General features: G+C 62.1%; 11 protein-coding genes. 6 read left to right on the top strand and 5 right to left on the bottom strand.

Annotated features, from left to right (window positions below; all coding sequences use genetic code 11):
- The first annotated feature begins 53 nt into the window (after nt 1-53).
- The 4 genes from BUA38_RS19085 (at nt 54) to BUA38_RS19100 (ending at nt 4,422) form a co-directional block, all read left to right on the top strand.
- The gene (locus tag BUA38_RS19085) at nt 54-1,271 is read left to right on the top strand and encodes a DUF898 family protein (protein ID WP_072820168.1); all 1,218 of its coding nucleotides are present in this window, start codon (nt 54-56) and stop codon (nt 1,269-1,271) included.
- 2 nt (nt 1,272-1,273) lie between these two features.
- Complete coding sequence (locus BUA38_RS19090) at nt 1,274-2,401, top strand: M48 family metallopeptidase (protein WP_083587651.1); 1,128 nt, start codon at nt 1,274-1,276, stop codon at nt 2,399-2,401.
- Nucleotides 2,402-2,572: 171 nt separating this feature from the next.
- A complete protein-coding gene (locus tag BUA38_RS19095) occupies nt 2,573-3,097 on the top strand; it encodes a hypothetical protein (protein WP_156898577.1) in 525 nt (174 codons plus the stop codon).
- Nucleotides 3,082-4,422, top strand: coding sequence for a DCC1-like thiol-disulfide oxidoreductase family protein (locus tag BUA38_RS19100; protein ID WP_072820172.1), 1,341 nt, complete (start codon nt 3,082-3,084; stop codon nt 4,420-4,422). Before BUA38_RS19095 ends, BUA38_RS19100 begins: the two co-directional genes overlap by 16 nt.
- Nucleotides 4,423-4,466: 44 nt before the next feature.
- On the opposite strand, the gene BUA38_RS19105 is transcribed toward BUA38_RS19100, so the two are convergent.
- Entirely contained in the window at nt 4,467-5,534 is a 1,068-nt protein-coding gene (locus BUA38_RS19105) for a serine hydrolase domain-containing protein (RefSeq protein ID WP_072820174.1), read from the bottom strand.
- Nucleotides 5,535-5,721: 187 nt separating this feature from the next.
- Complete coding sequence (locus BUA38_RS19110) at nt 5,722-6,357, bottom strand: L,D-transpeptidase (protein WP_425304924.1); 636 nt, start codon at nt 6,355-6,357, stop codon at nt 5,722-5,724.
- A gap of 214 nt (nt 6,358-6,571) precedes the next feature.
- On the opposite strand from BUA38_RS19110, the gene BUA38_RS19115 reads away from it, so the two are divergent.
- Together BUA38_RS19115 and BUA38_RS19120 are read left to right on the top strand one after the other, a co-directional pair.
- Complete coding sequence (locus tag BUA38_RS19115) at nt 6,572-8,119, top strand: acetolactate synthase large subunit (RefSeq protein WP_072820176.1); 1,548 nt, start codon at nt 6,572-6,574, stop codon at nt 8,117-8,119.
- 148 nt (nt 8,120-8,267) lie between these two features.
- Nucleotides 8,268-8,783 carry a hypothetical protein gene (locus tag BUA38_RS19120; RefSeq protein WP_072826241.1) on the top strand — a complete coding sequence of 172 codons (516 nt, stop codon included), beginning with the start codon at nt 8,268-8,270 and terminating at the stop codon, nt 8,781-8,783.
- A 10-nt stretch (nt 8,784-8,793) separates the two neighbouring features.
- Here the strand turns inward: BUA38_RS19120 and BUA38_RS19125 are convergent, their stop codons facing one another.
- The 3 genes from BUA38_RS19125 to BUA38_RS19135 form a co-directional block, all read right to left on the bottom strand.
- A complete protein-coding gene (locus tag BUA38_RS19125) occupies nt 8,794-9,900 on the bottom strand; it encodes a DUF2336 domain-containing protein (RefSeq protein WP_244552991.1) in 1,107 nt (368 codons plus the stop codon).
- Nucleotides 9,901-10,089: 189 nt separating this feature from the next.
- Nucleotides 10,090-13,161, bottom strand: a complete 3,072-nt coding sequence (locus BUA38_RS19130; protein WP_072820178.1) for a bifunctional diguanylate cyclase/phosphodiesterase — start codon at nt 13,159-13,161, stop codon at nt 10,090-10,092.
- A 314-nt stretch (nt 13,162-13,475) separates the two neighbouring features.
- Complete coding sequence (locus BUA38_RS19135; protein WP_072820180.1) at nt 13,476-13,886, bottom strand: low affinity iron permease family protein; 411 nt, start codon at nt 13,884-13,886, stop codon at nt 13,476-13,478.
- Nucleotides 13,887-13,903 lie beyond the last annotated feature (17 nt).

Raw genomic sequence — 13,903 nt, forward strand, 5'->3', positions numbered from 1 at the left:
TCAATCCGAGGTTTCACTGCGGCGCCTTACTCGGGGGTGTTTCAGTGAACGAAATGGGTTCCGTGCCGCACGTTCCAGCGCGGCCGCCGTTGCCGGCCTCTGCGGTGAAGGTGGAATTTTCCGGTAAACGTGGCGACTTCTTCCGTCTGGTGCGCAATGGCACCGGGCTTGAGCTGATCACCTTCGGTTTTTATCGCTTCTGGCTCGCCACCGACATTCGCCATCATCTGTGGTCGCATATTTCGATCGAGGGAGACGCGCCGGAATATACCGGACGCGGAAGAGAGCTCTTGATCGGCTTCCTGTTCGCGATGGCGATCCTGTTGCCGATCTATCTCGCCTACTTCCTCATCGGTATCGAGGCGGAGCGTTACAAGGCCTTTGCCAGCTTTCCGCTGGTCCTGTTCTTCTATCTGTTCGGACAATTCGCGATCTATCGCGCGCGGCGCTATCGCCTGACGCGCACGGTGTGGCGCGGCGTACGCTTCTGGATGGATGGTTCGGGCTGGGCCTATGCGGTACGGGCCGCAGGATGGGCCCTGCTGGTCGCAGTTACATTCGGTGCGGTGCTGCCGTGGCGCGAAGCCGCGCTCGAGCGCTACAAGATGCGGCATTGCCATTACGGGGATCTGCAAGGCAGCTTTGAAGGTCGCGGGTCCGAGCTGTTCAAACGCGGCTGGAAATTATGGCTGGCGGCCCTTTCACCGCTCATCGCCGGGCTCGCGATTGCCATTGTGAACGCCGGTCACAAGATGACTTCCGCGGAAAGCCGCGTGTTGGGTCTCGTCATGCTGATCTGGATGATCGCCCTGCCATTCATCTATGGCGCCTTCAAAGCGATCGAATGGCGCTGGTGGATTTCCGGAATCCGTTTTGGCGAGGTCTCGTTTGAATCCGATCTCGCGTCAGGCGCGCTCTACGGCCTCTACTGGAAAATGATCGGCTGGTACGTGCTGATCTCGCTGGCGTTCGGCGCCTATCTGGTCGCTTGCGTCGGCCTGTTCGTCGGCTTTGGCGATGCCGCCCATATCGCCGCTCGCATGCAGGGAAAAATCTCGGTGACGGTGGCGATGATCTTCGGCTATCTCGCGATCATCCTCGCCATGAATATCGCGCTGCGGGTCTATCTGTTGCGCGACATCTGGGCGAGGGCGGCCGGCTCGACCACGGTCTTCCGCCTAGAGGCCGCCGATAACGTCGCGGCCAAGGGCGAACTCGCCGATGCCCTGGGCGAAGGCTTTGCCAATGGCCTGGATGTGGTTGGATTCTAGGTATGACGTCTGCCACGGACCGCGAATCCCAACCCGGCCCAACCGGTATTGCACCGCCGCCGCAGGGCAGCGCTTCCATTTTCTACGATGGCACGTCGAGCCGCCGTCATACCGTGCAACTCAGCCTTAAAGACCGGCTCGAAGTCGCCGAAAACGGCGCAGTCCTCGCCGGCTGGCCATTTGCCGATATTCGCCGTGTCGACGGTGTCGCCGGTGTCTTGCGCCTCAGTTGCTCCAGCGCACCGCCGCTGGCGCGGTTGGAGGTGCGCGACATGGCGCTTACTGAGGCGCTGATCCTCCGCTGTCCGCATCTCGACGACAATGCGGCCGGGCGTGGCGTCACCGCCATCATCGGCTGGTCGATCGCAGCCACCGTATCGATCGTCGCCGTGATCTGGTTCGGGCTTCCGTTGGCTGCGGATCGTCTGGCGCCGCTGGTGCCGCCTGCGCTGGAACGCCGCATCGGCGATGCGGCCGAAGGGCAAATCTCGGCCTTGTTTGGCGGCAAGCCATGCAAGGCTGCCGCCGGCGCTGCTGCCTTCAATAAGCTGATCAGGGAAATCTCGACCGCGGCCGGCTTCAACACGCCGGTTCGCTCCGCCGTGCTGGATACGCCGGTGCCGAATGCCTTCGCGTTGCCGGGCGGCAAGGTCTTTCTGTTTGATGGATTGCTCGCGCGATCGAACGACCCGGACGAAATCGCGGGCGTGTTGGCGCATGAACTCGGCCATGTCATGCATCGCGACAATACGCGCAACATGATCTATAGCGGCGGCACGTCGTTCCTGATCGGGCTGTTGTTCGGCGACGTTACCGGTTCGGGCGCGCTCGTGTTCGGCTCACGCTCGCTCTTTACCGCGTCCTATTCGCGCGAGGCCGAGCAGAACGCCGATGATTTTGCGATTTCCGTCATGCACCGGCTCGGCCGTCCGACCAAGCCGATGGGCGACTTGATCTTCCGCGTCACCGGCAATCAGGCGGACAAGACGTTGTCCATCCTGGCCAACCACCCGCTCACGGAAGACCGGCTCAAACACCTTTCGGACGAAAACCGTCCCGCCAGCGGCCCGCCGCTGCTCACCACGTCGGAATGGGCAGCGCTGAAGGCGGTGTGCAAGAGTGGGAGTTGAGGGGCGCATGTTGATCGTCATGTTTTCTGCAAGAAGATCAAACAGTGGGCCGAGACCCATTTTCTCGAACGGATGGTTCTCCGATTGTCGTCGTGCTAAGCGATGGATCTAAACACGCGGTCTTCGAGAACAGCCGCGCCGCATCATATGGATCAACTTACCGAGCTCTCGATGATTTGGAATCGCTGGCGACCACGCCTGATCTATCTGGTGATGTCGGCATTCGTCACCTGGCACGCCCTTGCTCTTGTGATCGCACCAGTTCCGACCTCAAGCGAACTGGTGGACGCGCCGCGGGCTATCCTTCAGCCTTATCTGACCTTGTTGAGAATGGACAATCCGTGGAGCTTCTTCGCGCCGACCATTGGCGGGGCTGACGTTCGCTATATCGTCGAGGATGCCGCCGGCGGCCGCGCCGAATTTGGAACGGCCGAAAAGACAAGCTGGTTTCATCCGGAGCATCTCTGGCTGAAGGACTGGAATTACTCGATCATCGACAATCCCGAACTCTACGCCGATCGCGCCGGTGAAATCCTGTGCCGCAAGCACGCCTCGATGCGTCCGGTTTCGATCACCTTTGTGCAACGCGTGCACATCGGTTTCAAACCCGAGGACTGGTTGAGCGGGAAGCGCCCCCTGGATCCCGAGTTCACCAGGGAGAGGACCGTGCAGACCGTTCAATGTCCCACGCCATGACACTCACTCGCTTGCTCCGCGACACGTTTGCAGCCCTCGGCCAAGCCTGGTCCCAGCTCTGGTTTGAGGACAGCCCCACCACGCCGCTGGAGATCACCCGCATCGGCGTCGGCGCGGCAATGCTGCTGCACTACACGCTCGCAATCCCCCATCTTTTCGAGATGTGGGGTAACGACGGCTGGTCGCCGCGCGAGGTTGCTCTCAGTATCCGCGAACCCTGGATGCAGTCGATCTTCTTCTATTTCGACGCCCCATGGCAGTTGGCCGCCTTCCACGGTCTCTTTCTGCTGTGTTGCGCCGCGCTGATGGTCGGCTGGCGGACGTCCTGGGTGAAATGGGTCCTGCTGGTGGGCCACATCTCCTACGTCTATCGCAACCTGACGCTGGTTTACGGTGTCGACTGGATTGTCTCCAGCCTGCTCTTCATCATGTGTATTGCGCCGGTGGGGCGTGCGATGAGCCTGGATCGCGTGCGCGCGGTGCGCAAGGCAAAACTCGGGAATCTTGAAGCCGTGTTGCCGCCCTATCACAGTCCCTGGGCCGGCGCCTGCATCCGGCTGATGCAGATCCAGATGGCGGTGATCTTCTTCTACAGCGCGGTCAGCAAGCTGCATGCGGACATCTGGCTGAACGGCGACGCCGTGTGGATCATGTTCACGTCCGACGACTACTATCACAGCACCATGGTGAGTCTGCTGGCTTCGCACTACTGGATCGGAAACCTCGCGACATACGGCACGGTTCTCGTCGAGATCGCATTCCCGTTCCTGATCTGGCAGCCGAGCACGCGCCCATACCTGCTGGCTGCCGCGATCATTCTTCATCTGCTGTTCGCGTTCCTGATGGGACTGTTCTATTTCTCCATCGTGATGATCATGGGCCATGTGAGCTTCGTGCGGCCGGAATGGCTGGCGCAGCTCGGCGCGGCGTGGAAGCGCACCATCGGCGAGATGGAGATGATCTACGACGGCCGATGCGGGTTCTGCGTGCGATCGATGGCCTGGTTTCTGGCCTTCGACGGCCTTTCGCAAATCAAGGTGCGTAACTTTCGCGACGATCCCTCTCCAGCGGTCAGCGACGCGCAAATGGAGAAGGCGCTCTACCTCGTCCTGCCGGACGGCCGCGCGTTGCCGGGTTTCGAAGCCTATCGATACGTCGTGCCTCGCGTACCGGGTCTATGGTGGCAGATACCGCTATTTTACGTGCCGGTCGTCAGCCGCCTCATCGGCCATCCCGTATACAACTGGATTGCCTCGCATCGAAGCCTGCTGTCCGCGATGTTGAACCGCCCCGTCACCGGGATCATCAAGCAACAGGAACGGTAACGGCGGAAACAGCCGGCATCAGTCGTCGGTATCAGCGGCTGGTATTAATCAAAGGCTGCCGTCGTCTCACTCGCGATCTCGAACAGATCAAGATCGGGATGGTTCGACAGCACGAAGATGCTGAGCGGCTGGTCGAGATAACGGCAGATATACGAATAGAAGCCGCTCCATGAACCTTCGTGCTCGGCAAAGCGCCCGAGGTGATTGACGCCGACGTACCAGCCAAATCCGTAGTTCGTTGCAGAGCCATCGTTGGTGCGGCCGCTGGTGAAGATCTCGCGCATGCCGGCCTCACTGAGCAGGCTGTTCGTCGCGAGCGCGCGATCGTAAAGACCGAGATCGGACACGGTCGTGTAAAACGATCCCGATCCCACGATCTCGTCGTGTCCAAAACCGCCGTGCACGACGTAACCGCCACGATCGTCGCGGAAATATCCGGTGGCGCAACGGGGATCGCCTGTCCGCTGGTCTGGAATCGAAAACGTATCCTTCATGCCGACCACGTCGAATACGCGTTGCTGGAAGAAGTCATGGTACGACTGGCCCGACACGGTCTCGATCACTGCGCCAAGCAACTCGTAGCCGGAATTGCTGTAAAAGAACTCGTCGCCTGGGCGGCAACCGTCTGTTGCCATCGGACAACCGAGATCGGCATAGGTGCGGATCATGTCGGCATTGGTCGCCCGTTCGAAGCGAGCCAGCACTTTTTCAAAACCTTCTTCGTCATAGAGATCGCGAATCCCGGACGTGTGATGCAGTAACCGGCGGATCGTCATCTCTGGGCCAAAGCCGCTGAGCGTCGGAAGATACTTGCCGAGGGAATCGTCGACATCGAGCTTTCCTTCGTCGGCGAGCATCGAAATCCCCAGCCCAGTAAACTGTTTCCCGCAACTGGCCAGGTGGAATATCGTGTCCGGTGTAATCGCCCGTCCGTCCATGTTGGCGAGCCCATAGCCGGCCGCGTGAACGACAACGCCGCCCTTGAGGACGGTGAGCGCGAGCCCCGGACGATCGGGCCGGATCAGGCCTGCGATGTAGCCATCGATCTGCGCCGACGGCGCTGTTCCGGCATGCCTCGCCTTGGGCAGGATACGGTTCCAAATCCACGCCATGGCCCCATTCCTTTCTCGTCTCGACACCGGAAGGCTTGGACGGCTTGCTCGCGACAGCGGCCGTCTTGCGTTCACAGGCGCCGAATAAGAAACATTCACAACGGCAGGCGTCGGTCGCACGAATTCGCGCCCGCGCGCGAACGCTTCGCGCTTGCCGCAGGCCGTGACGAGGATAGATGTTTGTTGGCTACCTCACCACCACCAGCGCGCCGACCGAAACGCGGTTGTAGAGGTCGGTGACATCTTCGTTGGTCATGCGGAAGCAGCCGGAGGAGACGGCGTGGCCGATCGTCTCCGGCTCGTTGGAGCCGTGGATGCGATAAAGCGTCGAGCCCAAATACATCGCGCGGGCGCCAAGCGGATTTTCGATGCCGCCGGCCATGTAGCGCGGCAGATCGGGTCGCCGCCTGCGCATCTCGGCCGGCGGGGTCCAGCCCGGCCATTCCTTTTTCGCGCTGACGTGGTGGACGCCGGTCCAGCGGAAGCCGTCGCGGCCGACGCCGATACCGTAGCGCAGCGCCTCGCCATTGCCCAGGATCAGGTAAAGCCGGCGCTCCGAAGTCGAGATGAAGATGGTGCCGGGCGGCTGTGCAACTGGCGCGGCAACCCGTTCACGCTGGATCGGACCGGAGCCGCCGCTTTCGCCGAAATAGTCGGAGCCCGGACCATAATAGGGCGCGCCGCGCTGCTGCATGCCCGGCTGCATCATCGGCTGCTGCTGGCGGCGGAAGCCGAAGAAGTCATCGTCCATGGTGGCGCGGGCGGGGGAGGCGGCGGCCAGCACCATCAGGGCCGCAGCCAGGGTGGCGAAAATCCGGGTCATCGGGTTCCTCGCTATTAGGCTTGATATGAAAGCAGGCCATATCGGGGGTATTTTCGCAAGCGAACATGACGGATTTCGAAAGGTGCGGTTAAAATTGCGCGGGCTATCGGTGTGATGGCAGCCATGCAGGGTAATCCCCCTTTGACTGATTGCGCGAGGAATGATTGATCTTGAGGCAAATCGAAGCCTTTGAACCGCGAACGGAGCTGAACGAATGAACGGTGCTGAAAGTCTGGTGCGGACCCTGGTCGCGGGCGGCGTCGACGTCTGTTTCACCAACCCCGGCACTTCCGAGATGCATTTCGTCGCGGCGCTGGATCGCGTGGAGGGCATGCGCTGCGTGCTCGGCCTGTTTGAAGGCGTGGTAACGGGCGCGGCCGACGGCTACTTCCGCATGAAGGGGACGCCAGCCTCGACGCTCCTGCATCTCGGGCCCGGCCTCGCCAATGGCCTTGCCAATCTGCATAACGCCAAGAAGGCGCATTCAGGCATCGTCAACATCGTCGGCCAGCATGCGACCTACCACATCGGCTACAACGCGCCGCTGACCTCCGATATCGAAGGCCTGGCGCGGCCGATGTCGGAATGGGTGCGGACCTCGCCGGATGCGAAGTCCGTCGCCGCCGACGGCGCAGCCGCGATCGCTGCCGCCAAGAGCGCGCCGCCCCAGATCGCGACGCTGATCCTGCCGGCCGACACCGCCTGGAACGAGGCCGACGGCATCGCAACGGTCGCCGCGCCGAAGCAGCAGCCGGGTTTTTCGACTGAGGCGGTCGAGAAGGCCGCGAAGATCCTGCATTCCGGCGGTACGCAGAATCTCCTGCTCGTCACCGGCAACGCGCTGACCGAGCGTGGGCTCGCGCTGGCGCAGCAGATCGCCGGCAAGACCGGCTGCAAGGTGATGGGCCAGACCTATCACCCGCGCATGGCGCGCGGCCGTGGCCGGTTCTCGATCGACCGCATCCCTTACGTGATCGAGCTGGCGCTGCCGATCCTGAAGGACTTCAAGAACATCGTCCTGGTCGAGGCCAACGAGCCCATCGCCTTCTTCGCCTATCCGAACAAGCCGAGCGAACTCAAGCCCGCTGGCTGCGAGATCCATCGCATGACCGCCTGGGGCGGCAACTCGATTGCGGCGCTGGAGGCGCTTTCGGATGCGCTTGGCGCCAAGCCGTCCGACGTCAAGCCGCAAGCCCTCGCCGAACTCACCAAGCCGACGGGCGGGCTGACGTTTGCCACGATCGCGCAGGCGATCGCGTGCGCGATCCCCGAGAATGCGATCATCGTCGACGAATCGCTCACCACCGGCCGCGGCTTCTTTCCGCCGACGGCGGCGGCCGCGCCGCATGACTGGCTTCAGAACATGGGCGGCTCGATCGGCTTTTCGACGCCGGTCGCAACCGGCGCCGCGGTCGCATGTCCCGACCGCAAGGTGATCTGCATGGTCGGCGACGGCAGCTCGATGTACACCATCCAGTCCCTGTGGACGCAGGCGCGCGAGGGGCTCAATATCCTCACCGTTGTGTTCGCCAACCGTATCTATCAAATCCTGCGCGGCGAGTTCGATGGCGTCGGCGCCGGGGCGCCGGGCAAGCGCGCGATGGACATGTTGACGATCGACAGGCCGACCATCGACTTTGTCGCGCTCGCCAAGGGCATGGGCGTCGAGGCGCGCGCGGTCAAATCCGCCGAAGAGTTCAACAAGGCGCTGGCGGATTTCGTCCCGGTCAAGGGGCCGCATTTGATCGAAGTGCAGATGTGAGTAGTATCGTCGAGAGATAAACGCCGTCATTGCGAGCGAAGCGAAGCAATCCAGACTCAAGAAGGACTGGATTGCTTCGTCGCTCCAGCGCAAAATTGCTTTGCAATTTTGTCGCGGGCTCCTCGCAATGACGATACGCGGGGGCCAGATGCGCACCGAACTGGACAAGGTCGTCGCCGCGCTGAAGGAATTTTACGCCCGTGAGGCCTTGCTGTTCGAGCAGGACCTCGGCGAGCGAACCCTGACTCATCGCCTGGCCGTGGAGATGGAACGGCAATTTCCGGACTTCGAGGTCGACTGCGACTTCGACCGGCTCGGCCCGAGAACTCTGAATTTGCCGCGCGGTTCGATCGTGTCGACCGATGATCATCTCGGCAAGTCGATCTACCCCGACATCGTCGTGCATCAGCGCGCGGTTCCGAAAAACCACATCGCCATCGAGGTGCGCAAGGCTTCGAACCACCAGCCGGTGGAGCACGACCGGCACAAGCTGCGCGCCCTGACCGACCAGCACATCTGGTTCGCCTACTGGATCGGGGTGCTGGTGCTGCTCGGAAAAAGCGGCGTGACGTCTTCGGAAGTCTTTGTCTCGGGCGAGCCGCACGAGGAGTTATCGAAGTATCTCGCGCAGCGGCTGAAAGAGGCCGGGATCGGCGTCGCGTAGGGCTGCGAGTTTATCTGCCCCGGCCGGCCTTTTCCCGCATGCGATAGAACTTGAGCGCCATTCGCGCGGTTTCCGGCTGAAGGCGGAAGAAGTTGGCGAAGGTCACGTCGAGCTGCTGGCGGGACGTGCCGTTGACGCCGGCATGCAGCAGCAGAAACTTCAGCGTCGTTGCCCATGAGAAATCGAGCGCGCGGGCGATCACCACGATCTGTTCGGTCTGCTTCTGGACGAAAGCCCGTTCCACCGAGCCGGTCGGGATGTCGCACATCAGCGCCAATGCGGCGACGATCTTGTCGAACGAGCCTTCGTCGGCAAACGCGATCAGCCGGTCTTCGTTCAGCTTGCCCGCGGCGTTCAGATCGCGGACTTCGTCGGCGGCCCGCGCAAACTCGTTGGAGCCGGCGCGCGCCTTGGCCTGAATGTCGTCGGTCGCCTGCGCGACCATCGACTTGATCAGTTCGGCGCGCCGCGGGTCGGCCTCGACAAGCTGGTTCTTGACCACCTCGGAGGCATCGACGAACAGCTTGACCAGGTTTTGCCGCGGGATATCCGGGCGCGACCAGACGCACAGCGCGAGGTCGCCGTCGTCGCGCGCCTTCCGCACCAGGGTGGAAACGCCGAAATCGGAGAATTTTGCCCCGGTATTATGCGCGGTCGCCGAGACCACGGCACGGTTGCCGCGGTCGACCAGCACGTCGGTCACTTCTTCGACCAGCATCTTGCGGCCGGAGATCGCCAGCAAATGGTCCTGGCTCTTGGTCAGTGCGGTATCGACCAGCGTCTCGACGTCCAGCCGTTCGCTATGGGTAAGAACGGGGCCGGCGACCTGGATCGCGTCGTCCTGCGCCAGCAGGCGGATGACCCCGCGTGGCGCGTCGGGGAGTTTTGCCAAACGGCCACCGAACTGCGCGCGGGCCGCGCTCTCGATGTTTTCGAGCAGCTTGCTCATCACGACGTCGAACAGCGCGACCTGATCTTCGGAAAACGCCCCGGAGCGGAGCGCAAACAGGTCGGTCACCCGGCGCAGCACCTCGGCGCGCCGCGCCAGGTCCTTGCTGCCGAGCGCGTCCTCGAGCTGGTCGATCAAACCGCCGTGCGGGTCCATTTGCGCGTTCATGGCCAGAATCCGTAGGTCTTGCACACTAGTGTCCCGGTTATGACATTCGTCTTGTATCGCGGCCGTTTCGTTTTACGAATGTCAGAACCAAAGGGACACTAGCAAATATATGATTCTAGTGTGGCTTCGACTCTGACGTTCCTTTGAAGAACTCGCGGCGCCACTGAAAGGAACGTCAGTGTCGCCACGCTAGGCCACCATATTTTGTTTAACCGACGGATAACGAATCGATAAATCGAGCTCGGCGACCGGTACCGGGCGGCTGAAAAGGTAGCCCTGGGCGAGGTTAACGCCGGCCTGGCGCATATATTCGAACTGCTGCTCGGTCTCGATGCCCTCCACGGTCGTGAGCTTGTCGAGGCCGCGCGCCAGCGCGATCACCGACGACACCACCGCGGCATAGTCCCGCCGCTCCAGAACGTCGCGGGTAAAGGCCCGGTCGATCTTGATCTTGTCGAACGGAAAATTCGTCAGGTAGGTCACCGACGAATAGCCGGTGCCGAAATCGTCCAGTGCCAGCGTTATTCCGAGATTCTTGAGCTGGCGGATCGTCGCCAGATGCGCTTCCTGGTTTTCAAGCAGCGAGGTCTCGGTGATTTCGAGCTCCAGCCGCTCCGGCTCCAGTCCGCTTTCGACCAGCGCGCACAGGATCACCTCGAACAGGTTGCCCCTCTTGAACTGGACCGCCGAGATGTTGATCGCTAGCTTGACATGCGAGGGCCACTTCGCCGCGTCAGCGCAGGCCCGTTGCAGGATCCATTCGCCGATCGGCGCGATCAGGCCGGTGGATTCGGCGAGCGGGATGAACTCGTCGGGTCCGACCAGCCCCCTGTCCGGATGCCGCCAGCGCACCAGCGCCTCGACGCCGCAGATTTGCCGGGTCGCGACGTCGACCACCGGCTGGTAATGCAGTTCGAACTGCGCCTCCGCGATGGCATCGCGCAATTCGCTTTCCGCCAGTTGCTGCGAGGTTGCGCTTTCCAGCATGTCCGGCTGATAGATGCGGAAATCGTTGCGCCCTTGCGACTTCGTAGCATACAGCGCGAGGTCGGCGCTCTTGAGCAGTCCGTCGGGAGCGGTGCCGTGTTCGGGCGCCATGGCGATGCCGATGCTGGTCCCGACATTGACCTCGAAGCCGCCGAGATCGAACGGTTCGGAAATCGCGTTGATGATGCGGAGCGCCAGTGCGATCGCTCCTTCACGTTGCGTCGGGCCGCCTTCCTGGATGATGGCGAATTCGTCGCCGCCAAGCCGCGCCAGCAGGTCGGTTTCGCGGAGCGTGGATTTCAGCCGGCGGGCGACTTCGACCAGAAGCTGGTCGCCGGCGGGATGACCGTACCTGTCGTTGACCGCCTTGAAGCGGTCGAGGTCGAGCATCATGACGGTGATTTCGGTGCCGCCGCGCTTCAGCCGCCTGGTGGCCTCGTCGAGCTTCTCGTTGAACTGGGCGCGATTGGGCAAGCCGGTCAGAACGTCGTGCCGCGCCAGATGGACGATCTCGGCTTCCGCGCGCCGCCGCTCGGTGATGTCTTCCATGATCGACAGCCAGCCACCGCCTGCCATCGGTAGACGCGTGAGCTGCAGCAGGCGGCCGTCCGCGAGCTGTTCGACCCGCTGCGAATCCGGCGGAAGTTCGGACAGCTCCGCGACCCTCGCAGTTACCGCGTCGGCGCTGGAATATCCCTTGATCAACCCGCGGGAGAGCTCGTCGGTCACGATAACTTCAAAGGGCGTTCCGACCTTAAGCAATTCCTGCGGCACGTTGCGCAGCTCGGTATAGCGTTTGTTCCAGACGACAAGCCGCTTGTTCTCGTCGAACATGCACAGCCCCTGCGTCATGTGGCTCAGCGCGAGGTCGAACCGCATGTTGATGCGCGCAAGCTCGGCGGCCTGATTGAAAAGCGCTTCCTCGTCGCCGACGCGCTCGGTGATGTCTTCGTGGATCGCGATCCATCCACCGCCGGCGATCGCCGTATTCGTGATCGAGATCGTCCGTCCGTTCTGGAGGCGCGCGACGTTGGTGTTCTTGCCGTGTTCTCGAAGCTCGTTCCGGAATTCGCTGACATAGGCTTTGGCGTCGAAGTCGAGACCGGCGGTCTGCTTGCGGTGCGCGACGATGTCGTTGATGTCCGCGCCCTGCCTGACAACGTCGGGCGACATCCCGTAGAGCTCGACGTAGTGCTCATTCCAGACCAGCAGGCGGCCGTCGGCATCGAACATGCTGAGGCCCGTCGGCATGTTGGCGAGCGCGGCATCGAAGCGGGCATTGGTCCTGTGGAGCGCGATCGAATTCCCGGCGAGTTCCCTGATGGCGCGCCAGACGAAAGCGCCCATCAGCAGGATGAAGCAGGCGATCGCGGCGGCTTCGACCAGCCGGCGGATGGCGCTCGCTTTCCAGGGTGCCATCAGGTCATCCATGTTCTGGGCGACCGCGACGAAGATCGGATAGTTGCGTCCCTGTTCGTAGCTGTTGAAACGCGACACGCCGTCGATCGAAGCCTTGATCTCGAGGCTTCCGGACGGCGCCTGTTTCACCGCTGCCATGATTTTGCTTTGCGCCATGTCGCGGCCGATATTGGCTTCGACGAACGGCCGCCGCACCAGAAGCGTCCCGTCGTTCGTCACCAGGATGACGGCGCTGTTATCGCCGAGGTCGAGGCGATCGTACATGTCCTGGAAGTAGTTCGGATCGATCGCGGTGAGCGCCACGCCGCCGAACGATCCGTCCGGCTTGTTGAAGCGGCGCGTGACCGGGATCAGCCATCCGTTGGACTGGCTGTGAACCGGGCGGCCGATGCGAAGCACATCGTCGTCATGCGAACGGTGGTAGATGAAATATTCGCGATCGGCGAATTGCGAGGGAGCATTCTCTCCGAGCAGGTTCACGACCATCGTCCCCTTGTCGTCGAGGACGCCGAAGGCGAGGAACTGGGCGGAGTTTTTCACTTCCCTCTTGAACCAGGCCTTCATCCGTTCGCGTCCCGCCGCATCCAGCGTTTCGCGTTCAAGCCGTTCGACGACGCCGATCAGCACCGCGTCGGCGGTGCGGAAGGTCAGCTCGGCGTGCTGAATGAGGGAACTCGTGAGGTTCGCCGTGTCCTTGCGTGCGTCGACCATGACTTCCGAGTGATGGGAGACGACGCGGGCGACTTCCAGACCGACCACGATGGTGCAGGCCAGCGCGACAAACCACGCAATGCCGCGCGTCGCCAAAAGGTGCGCCGTGCCGCCGGCCTTCATCCGTGCCTTCAGTCCGAACATGACGGTGGCAGTTCCGTAAACTTCCGGAGAATAAGGAGAATTTACCCACCACGGTAATTTTAAGGGGTTAAGAAAGTGGCGCGGCGATCGCTTAAATGCCGTGCGCAGGGTGGGGCAGATGGCTTGCCAGGAGATCCGAAAACGCTCTCTGATGTCGACCCATCGGTTGATGTGCGCGCCTTGCGTGCGCAATGGTTCCGTAGAAGTACGGAACCGCCCGTCAAAGGCGACGGGAACTTGCCGCATCGCGGAATGAGCGGATTTACGCCGCGTTAAATCTGTTAGCGGCGAACGCTTGCCCGAAGCGCGAGGTGCTAGCTGGCGTCTTCTTTCGCGCGCTCCTTGATATCCGCTTCCGCGGCGTCGAGCTCTTCCGGACTGGCATTCTCGATCGATGCCATCCGGTTGTTGGCGGCTTCCAGCGCCAGGATCAGTTCGGAGAGCTTGACCTGCAGCGCCTTGGTGTCGCGGTTTTGCGTGTTCTGAATCAGGAACACCATCAGGAAGGTGACGATCGTGGTGCCGGTGTTGATGACCAGTTGCCACGTGTCGCTGTAGTGAAACAGCGGGCCGCTGACCGCCCAGATCATCACGACAAGAGCAGCAACCACGAAAGCCGACGATGTGCCGGCCCAATGCGCAATCGCCGCGGAAAAGCGCACGAACCAGTGACGCGATCGCGTGCCTGAACCCGTCAGCGTTGACACCGGAAGACTGCCGCGCATGCATCGGTTCCCGAGAA

The sequence above is a fragment of the Bradyrhizobium erythrophlei genome, assembly GCF_900142985.1.
Taxonomy (GTDB): Bacteria; Pseudomonadota; Alphaproteobacteria; order Rhizobiales; family Xanthobacteraceae; genus Bradyrhizobium; species Bradyrhizobium erythrophlei_B.